Origin of the sequence: Agarivorans gilvus, from assembly GCF_001420915.1 — a bacterium.
In the GTDB taxonomy this organism is placed as follows: domain Bacteria; phylum Pseudomonadota; class Gammaproteobacteria; order Enterobacterales; family Celerinatantimonadaceae; genus Agarivorans; species Agarivorans gilvus.
Genome location: NZ_CP013021.1, coordinates 1,436,486 through 1,456,786 on the forward strand (window position 1 = coordinate 1,436,486; position 20,301 = coordinate 1,456,786).

Annotated in this window: 17 protein-coding genes; 3 read left to right on the forward strand and 14 right to left on the reverse strand. The window is 45.3% G+C overall.

The window, feature by feature from the left end; all coding sequences use genetic code 11:
• Nucleotides 1-311: 311 nt before the first annotated feature.
• The 11 genes from pulA to dnaK all read right to left on the reverse strand — a co-directional run bounded on the left by pulA (nt 312) and on the right by dnaK (nt 15,081).
• Nucleotides 312-4,295 (reverse strand): pullulanase-type alpha-1,6-glucosidase, encoded by a 3,984-nt coding sequence (gene pulA / locus AR383_RS06760; RefSeq protein ID WP_055732445.1) that lies wholly within the window; start codon nt 4,293-4,295, stop codon nt 312-314.
• Between the two features lie 348 nt (nt 4,296-4,643).
• On the reverse strand, nt 4,644-5,456 hold the full coding sequence (dapB, locus tag AR383_RS06765; protein WP_055732446.1) for a 4-hydroxy-tetrahydrodipicolinate reductase: 813 nt from the start codon (nt 5,454-5,456) through the stop codon (nt 4,644-4,646).
• Between the two features lie 180 nt (nt 5,457-5,636).
• Nucleotides 5,637-6,476: an ABC transporter ATP-binding protein gene (locus tag AR383_RS06770; RefSeq protein WP_055732447.1), complete on the reverse strand. Its 840-nt coding sequence runs from the start codon at nt 6,474-6,476 to the stop codon at nt 5,637-5,639.
• Between the two features lie 15 nt (nt 6,477-6,491).
• The gene (locus AR383_RS06775) at nt 6,492-7,514 is read right to left on the reverse strand and encodes an ABC transporter permease (RefSeq protein ID WP_055732448.1); all 1,023 of its coding nucleotides are present in this window, start codon (nt 7,512-7,514) and stop codon (nt 6,492-6,494) included.
• A gap of 63 nt (nt 7,515-7,577) precedes the next feature.
• Nucleotides 7,578-8,963 carry a CmpA/NrtA family ABC transporter substrate-binding protein gene (locus AR383_RS06780; protein WP_055732449.1) on the reverse strand — a complete coding sequence of 462 codons (1,386 nt, stop codon included), beginning with the start codon at nt 8,961-8,963 and terminating at the stop codon, nt 7,578-7,580.
• Between the two features lie 254 nt (nt 8,964-9,217).
• Entirely contained in the window at nt 9,218-9,838 is a 621-nt protein-coding gene (locus tag AR383_RS06785) for an FKBP-type peptidyl-prolyl cis-trans isomerase (RefSeq protein WP_055732450.1), read from the reverse strand.
• Nucleotides 9,839-9,891: 53 nt separating this feature from the next.
• A complete protein-coding gene (locus AR383_RS06790; RefSeq protein ID WP_055732451.1) occupies nt 9,892-10,389 on the reverse strand; it encodes a GNAT family N-acetyltransferase in 498 nt (165 codons plus the stop codon).
• Nucleotides 10,382-11,209 (reverse strand): M48 family metallopeptidase, encoded by an 828-nt coding sequence (locus AR383_RS06795; protein ID WP_055732452.1) that lies wholly within the window; start codon nt 11,207-11,209, stop codon nt 10,382-10,384. Before AR383_RS06795 ends, AR383_RS06790 begins: the two co-directional genes overlap by 8 nt.
• Nucleotides 11,210-11,242: 33 nt before the next feature.
• Nucleotides 11,243-11,785 (reverse strand): bifunctional adenosylcobinamide kinase/adenosylcobinamide-phosphate guanylyltransferase, encoded by a 543-nt coding sequence (cobU, locus tag AR383_RS06800; RefSeq protein ID WP_055732453.1) that lies wholly within the window; start codon nt 11,783-11,785, stop codon nt 11,243-11,245.
• 121 nt (nt 11,786-11,906) lie between these two features.
• Nucleotides 11,907-13,046 (reverse strand): molecular chaperone DnaJ, encoded by a 1,140-nt coding sequence (gene dnaJ / locus AR383_RS06805; RefSeq protein WP_055732454.1) that lies wholly within the window; start codon nt 13,044-13,046, stop codon nt 11,907-11,909.
• A gap of 118 nt (nt 13,047-13,164) precedes the next feature.
• Nucleotides 13,165-15,081 (reverse strand): molecular chaperone DnaK, encoded by a 1,917-nt coding sequence (dnaK, locus tag AR383_RS06810; protein WP_055732455.1) that lies wholly within the window; start codon nt 15,079-15,081, stop codon nt 13,165-13,167.
• Nucleotides 15,082-15,373: 292 nt separating this feature from the next.
• Between dnaK and AR383_RS06815 the strand changes: the two genes are divergently transcribed.
• Nucleotides 15,374-16,714, forward strand: coding sequence for a dicarboxylate/amino acid:cation symporter (locus tag AR383_RS06815; RefSeq protein WP_055732456.1), 1,341 nt, complete (start codon nt 15,374-15,376; stop codon nt 16,712-16,714).
• A 73-nt stretch (nt 16,715-16,787) separates the two neighbouring features.
• Here the strand turns inward: AR383_RS06815 and can are convergent, their stop codons facing one another.
• Complete coding sequence (can, locus tag AR383_RS06820) at nt 16,788-17,393, reverse strand: carbonate dehydratase (protein WP_055732457.1); 606 nt, start codon at nt 17,391-17,393, stop codon at nt 16,788-16,790.
• 87 nt (nt 17,394-17,480) lie between these two features.
• Entirely contained in the window at nt 17,481-17,738 is a 258-nt protein-coding gene (locus tag AR383_RS06825) for a DUF1289 domain-containing protein (RefSeq protein ID WP_055732458.1), read from the reverse strand.
• 190 nt (nt 17,739-17,928) lie between these two features.
• Here AR383_RS06825 and AR383_RS22500 point away from each other — a divergent pair, with 190 nt between their 5' ends.
• Complete coding sequence (locus AR383_RS22500; protein ID WP_157051660.1) at nt 17,929-18,510, forward strand: DUF4115 domain-containing protein; 582 nt, start codon at nt 17,929-17,931, stop codon at nt 18,508-18,510.
• Nucleotides 18,511-18,626: 116 nt separating this feature from the next.
• Here the strand turns inward: AR383_RS22500 and grpE are convergent, their stop codons facing one another.
• Complete coding sequence (gene grpE, locus AR383_RS06835) at nt 18,627-19,262, reverse strand: nucleotide exchange factor GrpE (RefSeq protein WP_055732460.1); 636 nt, start codon at nt 19,260-19,262, stop codon at nt 18,627-18,629.
• A gap of 151 nt (nt 19,263-19,413) precedes the next feature.
• Between grpE and nadK the strand changes: the two genes are divergently transcribed.
• Nucleotides 19,414-20,295: an NAD(+) kinase gene (gene nadK / locus AR383_RS06840; protein ID WP_055734972.1), complete on the forward strand. Its 882-nt coding sequence runs from the start codon at nt 19,414-19,416 to the stop codon at nt 20,293-20,295.
• Nucleotides 20,296-20,301: the final 6 nt, after the last annotated feature.

Genomic DNA, 20,301 nt, shown 5'->3' on the forward strand with positions numbered 1-20,301 from the left:
CTAACAAAGAACTGTCGACGCGACAAAACTGAACTAAAGCTTAAACTTTAGCCCAATACGATAAAAATTTGGCAAATTCCGCGGATTATAGAGGAGATATGATTGAAGGTCTATCAGTTTTTGTACAAACTTAGGAAAATAGGGTTTATTGTACGTTTGCTACCTGTAAGGCTTAAAAAAGCACATTAACTTAGTTTAATCACACCTCTCACGTGTTTCTTAAACCAGCCCTAACTATTTAAATGGTGGGTACAAAAAGCAGATAAAAAAAAGCCGACACTAGGTCGGCATTTTTCTTACAGCATATTTACTTATTGGCTAACAGTTAGCACCGGTGCGCTCTCGTCTGAAGTATCCAATGTAAAGATATAGGTTCCATCAGCAGGAATATCGAAGGTCATATTCGCGCTTGCTGAACCCGCATCTAAAGTGACAGGCGTATCTAGCGTTACTGCAGCATCAGCACCGAAGTTAATAGTATCAGTCCAAGCTGCATCAGCCACTTTCATTTCCACGCTACCTGCAGTTAAATCCAAACTTAAGGTGTAAGTATTTGCAGCAGAGTAAGTAAACTTAGCATTAGAGTCCTCTGCAGGAGTATCCCATGTAGTTACCGTACCACGTAAATAGATATCAGCAGTGTATGTTGGAGTTAAAGCTTCGTCTACTTTAGTTACCGACAATACAGCTCGGTCAGTATCATCTTCAGTGAACACGTAGCTTGCATCCAATACAAATTTGTATTTACCCGCTTCTGTTACAGGTAACAGACAGTTGTTTTCAGTTCCTAAGTCAATTGAACCTTCAGCTTGAGTAGCCCAGTCACAACCGAAATTAGGACCTGACCAATCTGCATTGCCATTGGCAAATTTAAACTGATGATCAGAACTGTCTTCTGTAGGTTCTACGTTAATAATGGCTTCATAAACACCGTTACCAACGAAAGTCATGGCATAAGCAGAGTCCAGAGGAGCATCCCAAGAGCTAATTGTTCCTCGAATATATAAGGTTTCGTTAAATGGAGGAATGCTACTTACATCCTTGTTAGACATATCTACAGGAAGACCAGTACCTTGTGCTTCACCTTGTGGCTGAACAAATACCGCTGTAGTACGTGCTGGTACGGTAAAGCTACCATCGGCAAAGCTTGCGCCTTGCACTACACTGTCGGCAGAGGTTTGTTGAACTTCATGCAGTTCAAAGCCAGTGGCTCCTTCGATTGGGAATACCTGTTCTTCGCTAGTTGCGTTGAGAATAACTACAATAGCATCATTGTTTGCATCTAAATCAGCTCCAGCACTAGTACCGTCATCAATAGACATAACAATTAAGCCTTGAACTTGCTCAGTTCCTACGTTGCGGAAGTCAACACGGGCTTGAACATCGTCAGCTGTTGCTAAACGGAATAATGGGCTGCTAGAACGCATGGTTAGCAACTCTAGGAACTGCTCTTTAGTCAAATCAATATCTGCGGCGGCAGGCTTAGCCGTTTCATCGCCTATGATTTGCTGAATTAGCTCCCAGTTTGCCGCATCTTTGTCTTCGCGAGGTAAGCCAACATTCCAGTTATTATCGCTACCGTCAAAGCGAACGCGGTTAAACCAATCGCCAGAATCGTAGCTGTCACGTTGCATAGATTTAGAGCGAAGCAGCTCAGAACCCATGTGAATAAATGGAATACCTTGACCTAGCATAACCGTAGACAAGCTTACTGTTTGCATACGCGCACGGTCTGCAGCAGAAGTTCCAGTAGCAAGTTTATAGGCGTTGTTGTCCCACAAGGTTTGGTTATCGTGCTTAGATACATAAGAAATGTTTTCTGATGGACTTAAGGTATAACCGGCTTTCGCTCCATTGTAATCAACATCTTCACCACGCTTAGTATTACCTTCGGCATCAAGCAAAACAAATTTCTGCAAATTACCTGCCATACCTAGGCGAACAAGATCTTGATTGTGAAGCGCATCTTCACGGAAACCTTCTTCATCATCAGCATTCAACTCATTTAAAGTATCGGCATTGCCAAAACCTTGAGTTTCACGAATACCAGTTCCACTATCAAACGGGCTACCACCACGTACTGCATCACGTAAACGGTCAGAGAAGGTACCAATTCCCGTACCAGCCATGTTCCACTGAGTTGATTGGGTAAAGCGAGCGTCACCAGTTACTTCACCAAAGTCCCAGCCTTCACCGTAGAATAGAGTGTTGTCATCGACTTCGCGAACAGCTGCTAAGGCGTCTACCATCAAATCTTTAGGCTGGTGACCCATTAAGTCGAAACGGAAACCGTCAACGTTGTACTCTTCTGCCCAAGTCACTAATGAATCAGTCATTAGTTTACCCATCATTAGGTTTTCTGTGGCCGTATTGTCACAACATGTTGAAGTTTCTACGCCACCAGTATTCACGTTACGACGGTGGTAATATCCAGGGACGATTTTATCCAATACTGATTTGTCGTTAACACCCGAAGCGTTGGTATGGTTGTACACCACATCCATAACAATCTTCAAGCCCATATCATGAGTGGCTTTCACCATTTGGCGGAACTCTTTGATACGAGTAGTACCTTCAGCATCAGTAGCGTAGCTACCTTCTGGTACAGTGTAATGGTAAGGGTCGTAACCCCAGTTGAAGCTATCCAAGGCGCGTAAATCGCCCATTAGCGCTTGCGCATCTCCCGTTGTAGGGTCAAAGCTGGCCAATTTAGCTTCAATAGTGCCTGAAGCATCAGCACAGTAACCATCAGTTTTTTGCAGCTCAGTACATAGGTCTGCCAATGGCGCATCAATATCAATGGCATTTTCTTCGTCTACTGTTGCAATATCAAAAGCAGGAAGAATGTGTAAGGTAGTTAAACCTGCTTCTTTTAGCTCTTGTAGGTGAGATACAGACTCACGCTCGGCTTCAGTAAGCGCTAGGTATTTACCATTGTACGCAGGTGTTCCAAGCTGATCACTAAAGCTGAAATCACGTAGATGAGACTCATACAATACGTGGTCAACATCGTTTTCTAATACTGGGCGAACATCTTCATCCCAACCTGCAGGTTTAGTGTCAGCGGCATCTAGATCCACAACCAGTGAATAAAGTGAGTTAGTTGAAAGCGCCAACGAGTATGGGTCTGTCACCATACGGGTTTCAATCTGTTTGGTAGTTGGATGATAAACCGTTACTTCGTAGCGGTAGTATTTACCCACAGCACCAGCTTGCTCAGCTGACCAAACACCATTGGCCGCTTCAGTCATGGTTACGGCTTCACCAGCAGAACTCATGTCTTCATTGTATAAGTACAATTTAACGCTTTGTGCGGTAGGTGCCCATACTTTGAAGGTTACATCATCACCAGAAACAATAGCGCCCAGCTTTTCGTTAAGGGCACCTGTTTCACCTTCCACGAATACCGCGTCAATGACACCAGGTTTTTGTACTTGAGTAGCTGCAGTCGCTACGCCCTCAGCGTCTTTTGCTACAACAACAATTTGGCTTTTCAGAATTTGTTTTAGCGTTGCTTCATCTACATTAATCTTAGCTGCCGCTAAACCAGCTAAGTGAGGGAAACGAGCTTTTAGGGTATCACCTATCTCGCCCGCGTTTAACTCAACGGCCGTACCACCTTTCACAATTTTGCTATCCGGATCCATAGCGATGCCGTTATTTGGATCATAACGTAGCTCTAAAGCAGTGGCATTGGCTGCGCCTTCCCAAGCGATGGTAGTGGCATCTAGCCAATGAGCTTTGGCACCATCAATAGCGACAGGACGCTCAGCTATAGGGGTATAAAATAATTCACTGCTACCATCAAAACCAAATACGCCACGAGCATCATCAAGCTGGGCCAACTCAATTTTGGAATCAGCGCTACCGAAGGCTTTATCATCTCCGTTATGAAGAATGAAGTTCATACATTCATAAGGGTCATTCGCTTCAGTATCAATCTGAAGCACGTAGTAAGCACCGTAGGTCTCACTAATACCAGTAGCAGGGAAGGGTGAATTCCAAGAGGTCTCACCATCGATGCCCATTCCGTCTAAATCAATACTGGCACAAGCGGCATTGTTCCAAAGGTGTAAGCCCCAGCCGTCATAAGCAGACTCATCTACACGTTCGTGCGCTTCATCGCGTTTGTAATAGAGAACGACTTCGTTATCAGCCGCAGTGTATAGACCTTCGATGACGTTGCCGCCACCACCACCACTAGTATTATCATCACTACTTCCACAAGCCGCTAGCAATGCCGTCGCTAGAACGGGCATGGTAAGCCTTGCTAGCCTACTAATTTTTATATCCATGTCAGCCTTTCCTTTCCTTTTACTGAGCCAATACTCAGTAAGTGAATGTTTTTATGTATGGGTTTGATTGACTCTCGCCTTCCATAGAGCGAGATGCCCAATAAGGTAGAAGTTCACGAAAAAAAGGACTGTGACGACAGCGTAACTTTGGGTAACAGAGCGTTACATTAGTGTGTTTTTTATGGGCTTTGTGAGGCCGTTCAAAGAACAATAAACTTGAAAACGATTTCAGAAAAGCTTCTGATAACGTTTTCAAAGAGGTATTTAGAATAAAATACTGTGATTTATTTTTGAGTATAAAAAAACGCCACTCAGTGGCGTTTAAAAAACAGACAAAAATACAGCAGCTTACTCATTTAAGCCGAGTACATCTCGCATATTAAACAAGCCATTCGGCTTATCTTTTAACCAAATTGCAGCTCTCACTGCACCATTAGCAAAAGTCATTCGACTTGAGGCCTTATGGGTAATTTCCACTCGCTCGCCAATATCGGCAAACATGGCTGTATGTTCGCCAACTAAATCGCCTGCTCGAATAGTAGCAAAGCCAATGGTATCGCGATCTCGTTCGCCGGTGATTCCCTCGCGCCCATAAACAGCCACTTTTTTAAGATCTCGTCCAAGAGTATCGGCAATCACTTCGCCCATACCCAATGCGGTACCCGAGGGCGCATCTACTTTATGGCGGTGGTGGCCTTCGATAATTTCGATATCGGTATAATCGCCCATCACCTTAGCGGCCACTTCCAACAGTTTAAAGACCAAGTTAACCCCTACGCTCATATTTGGAGCAAACATAATGGCGATATCTTCGGCGGCGTTTTGTAATTGCTGTTTTTGCTCATCACTGAAGCCGGTGGTACCGATCACCATTTTTTTACCATTGGCTCTAGCCCACTCGACATGGCTCAAAGTGACCGCTGGAGCAGTAAAGTCGATGATCACATCAATATCATCTTTCGCTTGCTCGATATTATCAACAATGGCAATGTCTAACTTGCCTAACCCAGCGAGTTCTCCCGCGTCAACGCCAATTAAGCTAGAACCGGGTCGCTCGGTAGCAGCCCCTAAACAGGTATCTGGGCTTTGATTTACTGCTTCCAATAAATTTTTACCCATACGTCCATTACAGCCAACAATCGCCACACGTACCTGCGACATAGTTACTCTCCTTTTAAGCAAGCCTTCACGCCAAATTTTGTGGCTCGACTATAACAAAGCAACAACTATAAAACGAGACTAAGCCACAGATCTATTGCCGTGAAAGCTAAGGTGTTTCCCTCGCTTACGCCCCAAGCTAAAAACGGTAGTAGTTATTGTTAACGATACTCCGCTACGCCCTTAAGCCGCTTGGCTAGATTTCACTAACTTGGGCTTAGTCTTTTTTTCAGTTTGGGCTGGATTACGCTGGCGTTCATATAAGAACTTCAAGACCTGAGAACGGTAATGGTTGTATTCACTATCGTCGGCCAAGGCAACTCGGTCGCGAGGCCGAGCCAACTTAACTTCTAATACTTCACCCACGGTGGCCGCTGGGCCATTGGTCATCATCACAATCTTGTCTGACAACAGCACCGCTTCATCCACGTCATGAGTAATCATAATCACGGTATTATTTAACTCTTGCTGGATCTCCATCAGCGAGTCTTGCAAATGCGCCCGTGTCAGCGCATCCAAAGCGCCGAAAGGCTCATCCATTAACAGTACTTTGGGCTGCATCGCCAAGGCCCGCGCTATGCCTACCCGCTGCTTCATGCCCCCAGATATTTCGTCTGGGCGCTTATGCATGGCATGGCTCATGTGTACCAATTCCAAGTTATGTTCTATCCACTGCTTCATTTCAGCCTTAGACTTTTGCCCCTTAAACACTTCTTTTACCGCTAATTCCACATTTTGATATGCAGTTAACCATGGTAATAAAGAATGGTTTTGAAACACCACGGCGCGATCAGGCCCTGGTTGGTATACTTCTTTGCCTTCCAATACCACGCCGCCTTCGCTGGCGTTATATAATCCGGCAACAATATTAAGCACCGTTGATTTACCGCAGCCGGAGTGGCCAATCAATGACACAAACTCCCCTTTGGCGATATTTAGATCAACCCCATCCAAGGCTCGGAAAGGGCCATTTTTAGTAGGAAAATCAATACTAACGTGGTCTATTTCTAAATACTGAGACATAACTATTTCCTCTTCCTAGCGGGCACTTTCCGGTGTCGAGTGAGAAATCACTTTTTGTAAACTCACCATCAACCAATCCAATACATAACCAATTAAACCTATCACCACCACGGCTACCATGATCCGCCCCAATGAATCCGAACTACCATTTTGGAATTCATCCCAAACAAACTTACCTAGGCCAGGGTTTTGCGCTAACATTTCCGCCGCAATCAACACCATCCAACCAATGCCCAAAGAAATACGTAAGCCGGTAAAAATCATCGGCAGTGAAGCTGGTATCGCGATTTTGAAAACTTGTTTACTCCAATGAAGTTGAATCACTCGACCAACATTCAACCAATCTTTATCAATAGAGGCCACGCCAGTAGCCGTGTTGATTAAAGTGGGCCACAGTGAACACAGGGTCACGGTGATCGCCGAGGTCACAAAAGACTTAGAAAACATCGGCTCATCGCTGATATATACGGCACTTACCACCATGGTGACAATAGGCAACCAGGCCAGCGGAGATACCGGCTTTAACACCTGAATTAAGGGGCTAATCGCGGCATATAGCTTTTTGTTTAAACCACAAGCCACGCCTATGGGAATAGCAATCAAACTGGCTAAAATAAACCCGGTAAACACCGTATACAAACTGGTAATAATTTGATCAAAAAAGGTTTCTTTGCCGGTATAGGGTCTAATTTTCACCTCGGCATCGGGGTTCTTCGCCAACTTTTTAGCGTTGCGCTCTTCTTGGCGTTGATAAAACGCTTCTGCTTTGGCCCGTTCTTCTTTGTGCTCCAGCACTAAACCCTGATATTGCTGCCATACTTCAGCAGGCCCCGGCAAAGTACCTAAACTGGTTTGCACCTTGGCGGCCGATACACTCCACAGCAGCAAAAATACTACAATGGCCAATATCGGTAAGCCAAGGCGCTCAAAGATGTCACTCAATTGCTGCTTGGGGTTTTCACCGCTAGCAAGACGAACCAACGGAACCATTGGGCTTAAACCCACCGTTTCTAATGAATGAATTAATTTATCTTTCATCACTACCACTCCTATTGCGCTTGGTGAGCATACACGCCACCAAGCGCTCACTTAACCGATAACTTAAAGGGTGTCGTCTTGTTTTAGGCCAATGGCAAATTTATCTAAATAAGCATTGGGCTGTGTTCCATCGTAAACAATGTTGTCAATGAAATGCTTTTGCGGTGGCTTGAAGCCGGTTTCAGTGGCAAAGTCTGGAAACGCACTGGCCTCAATGACACCTTCTGCAATTAACTCTTTAGCGGCTAGCGCATAGATATCTGGGCGATACACCTTCTTAGCGATATCCATGTACCACGAGTCGGGCTTGCTATCAGAAATTTGTCCCCAGCGGCGCATTTGGGTTAAGTACCAAATAGCGTCACTGTAGTAGGGGTAAGTCGCGTTATAACGAAAGAATACGTTGAAATCCGGCACCTCTCGCTTATCACCTTTTTCATATTCAAAGGTTCCCGTCATGCTGTTAGCAATAACCTCGTAGTCGGCCCCAACATATTGGCTTTTTGACAAGATTTTAACCGCTTCGGGGCGATTCTTATTGTTCTCATCGTCCAACCACTTGGCAGCACGGATCATCGCCTTAACCACTCGAATATGGGTATTTGGGTATTCATCGGCCCAAGCTTTGCTTACACCAAATACTTTCTCTGGATTGTCTTTCCAAATTTCGTAATCGGTTACTACCGGTACGCCAATACCTTTAAATACCGCTTGTTGGTTCCAAGGTTCACCTACGCAATAGCCGTAAATGGTGCCCGCTTCCATGGTGGATGGCATTTGTGGTGGTGGAGTGACCGAAAGTAGCGCTTGGGCATCAATTTTTCCTGAGGTATCACCCTTGTGTGGCGCATAGTAGCCAGGATGAATGCCACCGGCAGCCAGCCAGTAACGCAGTTCATAATTGTGAGTCGAGACTGGGAACACCATTCCCATGTTGAAGGGCTTGCCCTGTTTAATATAGCTATCAACAACTGGCTTAAGCGCATCGGCCTTAATCGGGTGAACAGGCTTGCCATCTTCATGCGGAACGTGGGGCTTCATTTGCGCCCAAATGTCATTAGACACGGTAATCGCATTACCGTTTAAATCCATACTAAAGGCAGTAATAATGTCAGCCTTAGTACCAAAACCAATAGTGGCACCTAGCGGTTGCCCTGCTAGCATGTGGGCACCATCTAATTCACCGGTGATAACGCGGTCAAGCAGCACCTTCCAGTTGGCTTGAGCCTCTAACTGAACGTACAATCCTTCGTCTTCGAAATAGCCCTTTTCATAGGCGATCGCCAAAGGTGCCATATCGGTTAATTTAATAAAGCCAAACTTAAGATCTTCTTTTTCCGGCTCGCCTATTTCGGCGTGACTATAAGCCACCACACTACTACTGATTAAGGCAGCGCTGATGCTGGCTTTAATGATGTGACTAAAACGCTTAGGGCTAAATTTGTGCATTCCTTGCTCCTGCTACTGCAAAACTACCAATCGAGGTAGAACCAAAATGTTGCTACACACTCAGGGTTGCCAAGGTCGTGCCAAGATCCAGATCACATTTTTTTAACACTACAAATCATTAACTTATAAAAATCTTTACCTCTAAAGGAGTATTCGTATTTTTTTAATAAATTCACTAACTTAGAACAAAAGCGCACAAACTTGGCGCATAAAAAAACCGGCGATTTTCGCCGGTTTTTTCTGACAGTTGATGTCTAAGCTAATACAGCTAGCAACTCAACTTCAAATACTAGAGCCGCAAAAGGAGGGATGGCCGCACCAGCACCTTGTGAACCATAGGCTAGCTCATGAGGTACGTAAAGCTTCCACTTGTCACCCACTTTCATGCGCTGTAGTGCTTCTGTCCAACCTTTAATTACACCATTTACAGGGAATTCGGCAGGTTGACCACGTTGTACAGAGCTGTCGAATACTTCACCAGAAATCAAAGTACCTTCATAGTGAACTTGTACCTTGCTGGTTGCGCTAGGGCTTTCACCGTCACCTTCAACCAATACTTCGTACTGTAGGCCAGTCTCAGTTTTGTTGATCTCAGGGCGCTTAGCATTTTCAGCCAAGAAGTTCTCGCCTTCAGCCATGGCTTCTTTATGCTGCTCTGCTTTTTTAGCTTCGATTTGCTTAGTGATTTCTTGAAATGCTGCACCGATAACCGCTTCATCTAGTTGCGGTTGCTCGCCTTGCATAACATCACGAATGCCATCAAGCATGGCATTAACTTCTAGTCCGTCGAATGCGGCACGTTCAATTTGTTCACCAATTTGAAGACCGTAACCGTAACTCGCCTGCGCTGCTGCGCCTTGATATTTATCGCTCATTTGAACTCTTAAATCTAATCAATAAATGAAGCTAAAAGGTTAACATAAAGCGATCAAAAATGCCCTTGACGAAGCGTTAAATGGGCTTTTTTTTGTGAATAAGCTTGCCCGGCAAAATAGAGCTGCTGTTGCTCACCAGTAAAATCAAAGCCCAAATGGCGATAGAAACCTTGAGCGTGCTGGTTATCTTGCATTACCCAGCAATATAAGTGCTGCGCCTTGGTTTGCTCACAAGCATGTTTTAATAAAGCTTTGCCGAAGCCTTGGCCAATCCACTCTGGTAACAGATATAGGGCACTGAGTTCTTGGCATTGCGCTTGTTGTTGCAGGCAGATAAATCCCATCAATTCCGCTTGTTCGACAACCCAGGTTTGATAAGCGGCGCTGTCAAGCCGCTGTTGCCAAGCCAGAAAATGCTCAGCAACCGGCAAGGCTTCCAACATATGTACAGTTAATGAATCACTGTGTAAATGCTGCCAGCTTAAGCGCTGCACGCGACATATCGCGAGCGCATCACCAGCATTAGCCAAACGAATAGACACCTTAGTCATTAAAACTGGCTGGGCGCAGGCACTGCGGCGATTTACCCTGAGCAATGGCTTGTTTTTGCAATTGGGTAGCTCGTGCCATTCGCTGTTCCAAGTCACTGATTCGAGTTTGGTTAGAAGGGTGAGTAGACAAAAACTCTGGTACCGAACCGCCGCCGGCTTTGGCCATATTTTGCCACAGGCTAACACTCGCTTTTGGGTCGAAACCGGCACTGGCCATTAAGTCCAGCCCCATTAGATCGGCTTCACTTTCTTGGGTACGTCCGTAAGGTAGCAGTACACCATACTGAACCCCTAAACCTAGTGCAGCCATGGCTAAGCCTTTGTGCTCTATGTTATCGCTAACCCCAATGGCTATTGCCGCCACCGTAGTACCAATACCTGCAATTTGATTTTGCGATAGTCGCTCGTTACTGTGTTCTGCCAAGACATGGGAAATTTCATGGCCGATCACCGTTGCTAGCTGGTCGGGTGTTTCAGCCACTTTAATCAAACCCGTATACACACCAATATGCGCACCAGGTAAGGCGAAGGCGTTCACTTGTTCTGAGTCAAACACCACCACTTCCCAGTCTGCTTCACCATAATGGCCGGGAATTTCGGCGGTCACCGCATTGGCAACACAGGCCACATAGTCATTAGTCGCTTGGTCACTATAAATCTTTTCTTGTTGTTTGATTTCTTCAAAAGATTGGGCGCCCAATGCGCTCATTTTTGCATCATCATAGAGCAATACCCGTTTGCGTCCAGTTGGAGAAGCCGAACAGCTAAGTAATACGGCTAATGAGCCCGCAAGGAGTAGAGTTTTACCTAGTTTATTCATGGTGATAATCCGTTTCTTGGCAACCGTTTACGATTACGGCTCCTTTAATATTAATGGTAATCCGGCGCTAATAAAAACCACTCTATCGGCTTTTGCTGCCAAGGCTTGATTCAAACGCCCCAGTTCATCTGCAAACAAACGTGCCATGGCGTTATCGGATACTAAGCCCAGCCCTACCTCATTGCTCACAATAACTATTTCACTATCTAAGCGCTCTAGGCACTCCAGCAAGGCTGTGCTTTGCTGTTGTATATCGGTAACTTGTTGCTCTGGCGAAGTAGAACGACACAACCACCAGCCCAGCCACGTTGACATACATTCTAATAAAATGCGCCGCCCCTGCCCCGCATAGCACTCTAATACTTCGCCTAAGTTTTCATTTTCAAAGTCAAACTCATGAGTCTCAAAACGCGACTGCCGAGTCTGTTGATGATGAGCAATCCGCTGCGCCATTTCCTGATCGCTAGCCAAGGCTGTAGCAATATAAACCGGCTTAGGCTCTGTAAGGTCAGCAAACTGTTGTTCTGCCCAGCGGCTTTTACCACTGCGAATTCCGCCTAAAACGAGGCTAATCATCAATTGCCCTTATTGGTTGTAATACGATGTTGACTGACATACTAAAACAAGATCGGCCCTAATCACTATTTAGACATAAAAAAAGCGGCCAATGCCGCTTTTTAAACTATGTAAGTTTTGATTAACTGGTTAGGTCGTCAAAAAACTTTTTCACTCCATCGAAGAAACCTTCGGCTTTCGGCTTGTGCTTGCTGCCAGCTGAACCACCACAACTTTCTTCAAAGTCTTTAAGCAGTTGTTTTTGTTTCTCATTCAACTTAACTGGCGTTTCCACAATCACTTTGCAGATCAAGTCACCCACAGGGCCACCGCGTACCGACTTCACCCCTTTACCACGCATTCTAAACATGCGACCGGTTTGGGTTTCGCTAGGTACTTTTAGATTGACGCGGCCATCAAGGGTGGGCACTTCAATCTCACCGCCCAAGGCAGCCAAGGTAAAGCTAATTGGCACTTCGCAATAAAGGTTGCTTTCTTCACGCTTGAAGATCGGGTGCTCTTTAACATGAACTTGCACATACAAGTCACCGGCAGGAGCGCCACTTTCACCGGCTTCGCCTTCACCAGATAAACGAACCCGGTCACCGGTATCAACCCCGGCAGGAATGCTAACCGATAAAGTTTTAGCACGTTCGTAACGACCTTCACCATGACATTTATGACAAGGGTCTGAAATGATAGTCCCCTTACCCTTACAGGTAGGACAAGCTTGCTGCACAGCAAAGAAGCCTTGGCGCATCTGTACTTGGCCTTGACCATGACAGGTGCCACAAGTTTTTGGCGTTGAGCCCTTCTTAGCGCCACTACCATTACATTGCTCACAATGAACCAGTGTAGGTACGCGAATTTCTTTCTTAATGCCTTTAACCGCTTGCTCTAAAGTTAGCTCTAGGTTGTAGCGCAAGTCTGAGCCACGCTGCGGTTGGCGACGACCGCCACCAGCACGACCACCACCGAAAATGTCACCGAAGATGTCACCAAACGCATCACCGAAGTCAGCATGTCCGCCACCAAAGCCACCTGCGCCACGGTTAGGATCAACCCCAGCATGACCGTAATGGTCATAGGATTCTTTCTTGTGCGGATTACTGAGCACTTCATAGGCTTCTTTAACTTCTTTAAATTTCTCTTCAGAAGCTTTATCACCCTTGGTGCGGTCTGGGTGAAATTTCATCGCCAAACGTTTGTAGGCTTTTTTAATATCTCGTTCACTGGCATCTTTGGCGAGGCCAAGAACTTCATAATAATCGCGTTTTGACATAATGGGGTTCTACATTCTCACAACTAAACTAGCTGAAAGTATTGGCGTTAATAGACACACGGGCGTTGCTTTAAGACAACGCCCGTTCTTTTACTTTATTAAGTGTTGTCGACAAGGTTTACTTTTTGTCGTCTTTCACTTCTTCAAACTCGGCGTCAACTACGTCGTCTTGAGCACCAGCAGCTTGCTCGGCATCAGCGGCACCCGCTTCGGCTTGGGCTTTTTGCTGAGCCACTTCCATTAGTTTTTGAGAAGCTTCGATAAGGGCTTGAGTTTTCGCTTCAATTTCCGCTTTATCTTCGCCTTTGCTGGCCGTTTCTAATTCAGTTACAGCCGCTTCGATTTTCTCTTTATCTTCTTCAGAAAGTGCATCGCCAGCTTCGGTAATTTGCTTACGAGTACCGTGAACTAAAGCATCAGCTTGGTTACGTGCCTGAACTAACTCTTCAAATTTCTTATCATCTTCAGCGTGAGCTTCAGCGTCGTTTACCATCTTGTTGATTTCATCATCAGACAAACCAGAAGAAGCTTGAATGGTAATTTTTTGCTCTTTACCGGTGTCTTTATCTTTGGCAGATACGTGTAAGATACCATCAGCATCCAAATCGAAGGTCACTTCAATTTGTGGCACGCCGCGCTGTGCAGGACGAATACCTTCTAGGTTAAATTGACCCAAAGATTTGTTATCAGCAGCACGCTTACGCTCACCTTGAATTACATGAACGGTTACCGCGCTTTGATTATCTTCAGCGGTTGAGAATACCTGTGAACCCTTAGTTGGGATGGTGGTGTTTTTCTCAACAACGCGAGTCATTACCCCACCCATGGTTTCAATACCAAGAGACAGTGGAGTTACGTCTAGTAGCAATACGTCAGTTTTATCGCCAGACAATACCGCACCTTGAATTGCAGCTCCCATGGCTACTGCTTCATCAGGGTTAACGTCTTTACGAGGCTCTTTACCGAAGAACTCAGTTACGGCACTTTGTACTAAAGGCATACGAGTTTGGCCACCCACTAGAATCACATCGTTGATGTCGCCTACAGATAGGTCAGCATCTTGCAGTGCAATGCGTAGCGGCTCTAAAGAACGTTGTACTAAATCTTCAACCAAAGACTCTAACTTAGCACGAGTCACTTTAATGTTTAGGTGTTTAGGACCACTTGCATCAGCAGTGATGTAAGGTAGGTTTACATCTGTTTGTTGTGCTGAAGATAGCTCACACTTAGCTTTTTCAGCGGCTTCTTTTAGACGCTGCATCGCTAGTGGATCAGTTTTAAGGTCAAAACCTTGGTCTTTCTTGAACTGCTCAACTAAGTAGTTAATTAAGCGGTTATCGAAGTCTTCACCACCTAAGTGAGTATCACCGTTGGTTGCCAATACTTCGAAGGTTTTTTCGCCATCAACTTCATCGATTTCAATGATTGAGATATCGAAAGTACCACCACCTAAGTCGTATACTGCTACTACATTGTCACCCTTGGTATTGTTAACACCGTAAGCGAAGGCTGCAGCGGTAGGCTCGTTGATAATACGTTTTACTTCTAGACCAGCGATACGGCCAGCATCTTTAGTGGCTTGACGTTGCGAATCGTTAAAGTAAGCAGGAACGGTAATAACCGCTTCAGTCACTTTCTCACCAAGATAGTCCTCGGCAGTCTTTTTCATTTTTTTCAATACTTCAGCTGAAATTTGAGGTGGCGCTTTTTTGTCACCTTTTACTTCAACCCAAGCATCACCGTTATCAGCATTAACGATGCTGAAAGGCATAATTTCGATGTCACGTTGAACTTCGTCATCAGTAAAACGACGACCGATTAAACGCTTAATCGCAAATAAAGTATTTTTAGGGTTAGTTACCGCTTGGCGCTTTGCAGGTTGACCCACTAAGGTTTCGCCATCTTCAGTAAAAGCAATGATAGATGGGGTTGTGCGATCGCCTTCTGCGTTCTCAATAACTTTAGGGGTGTCGCCGTCTAATATTGCAACACAAGAGTTAGTGGTTCCTAAGTCGATACCAATAATTCTACCCATGATGGTGTTCTCCAAATTCTGGTTTTAACTAATATTCTGTTGTTGAAATCTAAGTGGGGGCAGCAAATTTCTTTTCAAGGGAAAACACTAAAAAAACTTATTAAAAATAATTTCCCCTGGCTTCACGCCTCGCTCTTTTAAATCCCCCGCCGGGAATACCGATAGTTCAAAAAACCAACAAAAACACCCAAAATAGTGCCATAAATGATTTTACCTATAACTTATGGTACTATCCGCTGAACTTTAAGTTATATGGAGACATAAAATCTCCATTAGAATAGAGAGAAGGATAATGAAAAACGATCCAAAACTAAGCCTCACACATAGAATTATTATTGGCATGGTAGCCGGTATAGGCTTGGGTGTATTGCTACAAAGTTTTTTTGCTGAATCGGTTCTGGTTAAAGATTATTTGGTTGATGGCGCCTTAAACATCGTCGGTTCAATCTTTGTTGCCAGCCTTAAAATGCTCGTGGTACCACTGGTGTTTGTCTCTTTAGTTTGCGGCGTATCTTCAATGAAAGATACCGCACGCTTAGGTCGCTTAGGCGGTAAAACCGTTTTACTTTACCTAGCCACTACCGCGATTGCCATTTCTCTAGCCATGGCGGTGGCTTTATTGGTTCGCCCAGGTACCGGCATGGAACTAAGCAGCGAAACCAGTTTTGTTGCTAAGGAAGCACCAAGCCTAAGCCAGGTTGTGATCAACATGTTCCCAGACAACCCTATCGCGTCTATGGCCCAAGGTAATATGCTGCAAATCATTGTATTTGCGTTGCTATTTGGTATTGCTATCGCTATCTCTGGTGAACCCGGCAAGCGCATATCGAAATTATTTGAAGATTTCAATGTGGTTATCATGAAGCTGGTTACCATCTTAATGAACCTAGCGCCTTACGGTGTATTTGCCTTATTAGCTAAACTTTTCTTCGGCATTGGCTTTGGCGCTATTGCCAGCTTATTAAGCTATTTCATGGTGGTATTGGTCGTACTACTACTGCACTCTTTAATTATCTACCCTTCACTATTAAAAGTGCTCACCGGCCTTAGCCCAATGTTGTTTATAAAGAAAATGCGTGAAGCCATTGTATTTGCCTTTAGTACTGCCTCGTCTAACGCTACCATTCCGGTAACGATGGAGACCGCCACCCACAAGCTAGGTGTGCGCAACTCAACCGCATCATTCACCATTCCTTTAGGGGCAACCATTAACATGGATGGCACCTCTATCATGCAGGGTGTGGCCACTATCTTTATTGCCACGGTTTACGGTATCGACCTCACCGCCGGTAATTTCTTAATGGTTATCGTCACCGCCACCCTTGCCTCGGTAGGTACAGCAGGAGTGCCAGGTGTGGGCTTAATTACTCTTGCGATGGTATTACAGCAAGTAGGTTTACCAGTAGAAGGCATAGCCTTAATTATTGGTGTAGACCGTCTGCTAGACATGGTGCGCACCGCGGTTAACATTACCGGTGATAGCATGGTAACTGTAGCGGTGGCTAAATCAGAGGGCGATCTTAATATCGAGACCTATAACAACCCGCTAGCAGGTTTATCAGAAGAAGAAGTTCATCTTCCTCACGAAGAAACTGACGCAGCCAGCGTAAGCGCAAAGGCACAACAAGCTTAAACGTTGAACTCACTGCAGCTATAAAAAACGCGGCTAACTGCCGCGTTTTTTTATATCTTCAATGTTTTAATGACTAATCATCTAAGCCCATACGGCTAATATTTAAGTCATTTAATATGCCATCCTGCAAAGAATAAACACAACCATGCACCGCCAGTGGCTGACCGCGGCTCCAGGCATTTTGCACAACCGTGGTTTCTGCCACATTTTTAACCTGCTCTACCACATTCAACTCACATAAGCGATTAACACGCTCTTCAAAGTTTTCGATGGCATCCAATTCTTGTTGGTAATAGCGGTACACATCTTTGATATGACGTAACCAGTTGTCGATCAAACCATGTTGTTCATCTTTCATGGCGGCCACCACTCCACCACAGCCATAGTGGCCGGTTACAATGATGTGTTTCACCTTCAACACATCCACCGCATATTGAATAACAGAAAGACAATTAAGATCGGTATGAACCACTACGTTAGCAATATTCCGATGCACAAATACTTCGCCGGGAGGCAAACTCGCTAGCTGGTTAGCGGGAACTCGACTATCACTACAACCAATCCACATAAACTCTGGAGACTGCTGCTCACACAGATCAGAAAAAAACGTGGGGTTTTTCTCCTTCATTTTCTTTGCCCAAATACGATTATTATTGAGCAGGAGATCTACACCATTCATTGACACCTCGATTTACTGTTACCACATCATTCCCTGTGCGGCTATATTGCCCGATAGCCTCGCTAACTACCAGCTTTTAAGTGCTTATTAGAAAGGCAGTTCGTTTTGTTGGGATAGGTTCTGCGCGCGGCTTGCGTCTAATTGCTGTCGGCGAAGCTCCCTTAATAAGCGCCCTTTACGCTGCTTCATTAAACGTAAAACATTTTGCTGCTCAGCCAGCGTTAAGTGCTGCCACTCAAAGCGTTCTTTGCGGGTACGAAAACAGCCCAAACACAAGCCACGGCTATTGGTCTGACAAATACCGCGGCAAGGATTGGGAATATCGAAGATCTCTAGCTGTTCCATTTGGCGTGATCACTCAAGCTGAAGCAATGCGAACAATTGTTATTTACTTAACCATGGCATAGGAATAGCAAACTGGTCAAAGTTTTTAGCTCAAAGCCAGTAATCGGGTTAAAGTTAGACAACTAGCTTGAGTCTTCTCACCATCAGTTCTGCGCTAGAATTGGAGCAAACACCACCTAACGAGGTAGATATGCGTTCAAAGTTGTGCTGGTTAATATTATGTCTTAGCTTTTCTCTGTATGCGGAAATGTCGGACATGGATTTTGAGGATGTCGATATAGATAGCTTCGAGGAGGAATGGCCAGCCGAGCCAGAACTGCCCATTGAACCAACCGAACCACAGCCTGAGTTACCAATAGAACCAACCGAGCCAACGCCGGAATTGCCGATAGAGCCCTCGCCGGTGCCACCAGTGGAACCGAGTCCAAGACCTCCCGGAACGATTATTATACCGCCCCCCATATGGTGGCTACAGGATCCATGGGACTATTGGTACCCTAGCGATTATCCGCGAGCACTCTACCAAAGCGCGTCGCTAGCCATAACCAGCTTTGATACTGTTAGGCTAAGAGTGGTCGACGCAGACCGGCGTACCTTGTATGACGCCAAGATGGAAGCTAATCAATCGCTACGCTGGCAGGGGCAAGCCCCGTTCGCTATATCAGTGGGAGATGTAGCAGCGATAACTCTATATTATCAAGATGTGAAAGTTGATCTCAGCGAATACCCACAGGGTCAAGCCAGTTACTTTCAGGTGCCAGCCAATCAGTGAGCTCAACCGTTCAGGCCGGACTAAACAGTTAACTAGCGATGCCAGTATATCTCAGGCAAAAAAAAGCTAGCGACAAAGCTCTTGGCGCTAGCTTTTTAAACTCAGTTAATTAGCGATTAGGCCTTGGTATCAACCGAAGCCGCTTTTGAAATCATCACCATCGCAGGGCGTAATAAACGGCCATTTAGTTCATAGCCTTTTTGTAGCACGGCCACTACGGTATTGGCGGCAACGCCTTCTACTTCTTGCATGCCCATCGCTTGATGTTTTTCAGGGTCAAAAGCATGGTCTTGTGGGTCAACCACTTCAATGCCAAACTTCTTAACGGCATCAATCAAAGTTTTAAGGGTTAACTCAACGCCTTCAATCATAGACGCCAAGGCGTCATCTTCGCGGTTGGCATGCTGCAGGGCCATTTCCATGTTATCAATCACAGGAAGCAGCTCATTGGCAAACTTTTCTAAAGCAAATTTACGTGCTTTTTCCACTTCTTGAGCTGAGCGGCGACGAATGTTTTCCACTTCGGCCTTGGCTCGAATAACACTGTCTTTCTGCTCTTCAACGGTTTGCTCAGCCTTAGCTAAACGCTCTAATAACTCAGCAACTGAAATTTCTTCACCACCCTCGTCATTAGCCTGCGCTTGCTCGCTGGACTGTTCGCTCTGCAACTCTTCGGCATGCTCTTCCACTGGCTGCTCTACTTCGGTTTCTACAACTTCTTCAGGCTGTGGTTTATTTTGCTCACTGCTCATGCAGGGTCTCCGTAATACTTTAAAAAAACTAAATCTGAAGCCTATTATGGGGATCAAACAGAGGCTTTCAAGTGATAGTCACGATAAAACTGGCTGAGTTGTTAGCGCACGCGTTATAATCAACGACAACACAATGTTAAATCAACAAGTTATGACTCAAGCCTTCAATACTATCGGTTTAATCGGCAAACCCCATCACGAGGGAGCCAACAATACCCTCACGGCTCTCTATCATTGGTTGGCAGAGCAGTCTTATACAGTTTTGGTCGAAGAGCGAACTGGGCAAGAATTAAACATCGACAGTCCCAAGCTAGTCACCATTAACGAACTGGGTGAACAAGCCGATCTAGCCATTGTGGTGGGCGGCGACGGTAATATGCTAGGCGCGGCACGGGTTCTATCTCGCTATAACGTAGCGGTTCTAGGAGTGAACCGAGGCAACCTAGGCTTTTTAACCGATCTTGATCCCTATAATTTCGAGCATCCGCTAAAAGCAGTATTAGATGGTGAATACATCACAGAGAAACGCTGCTTATTAGAAGCCAAAGTACTTCGTCATAACTCGGTAAAAAGTCTCAACAGTGCGGTGAATGAGGTGGTATTGCACTTAGAAAAAGTCGCCACCATGTTGGAATTTGAAGTCTACATCAATAACCACTTCATGCTTAGCCAACGCGCCGATGGCATTATTGTTACCACGCCCACCGGCTCCACCGCCTATTCGTTATCTGCTGGCGGCCCGATCCTTACCCCCAATTTAGACGCGATAGCCTTAGTGCCAATGTTTCCCCATACCCTAAGCTCTCGGCCCATCGTAGTAGACAGCAACAGCGAAATTAAGCTGAAACTGTCTCATGAAAATAGTGAACACATGCACGTTAGCTGCGACAGCCATGTGTCGTTACCGGTATTGCCGGGCGATGAAGTTATTATTCGTAAACAGGCCCACCCCTTACGCTTGGTTCACCCTAAAAACTACGACTATTTTAAAATTTTACGAACTAAGTTAGGCTGGGGCAGCCGGTTGTTTTAATTTAGC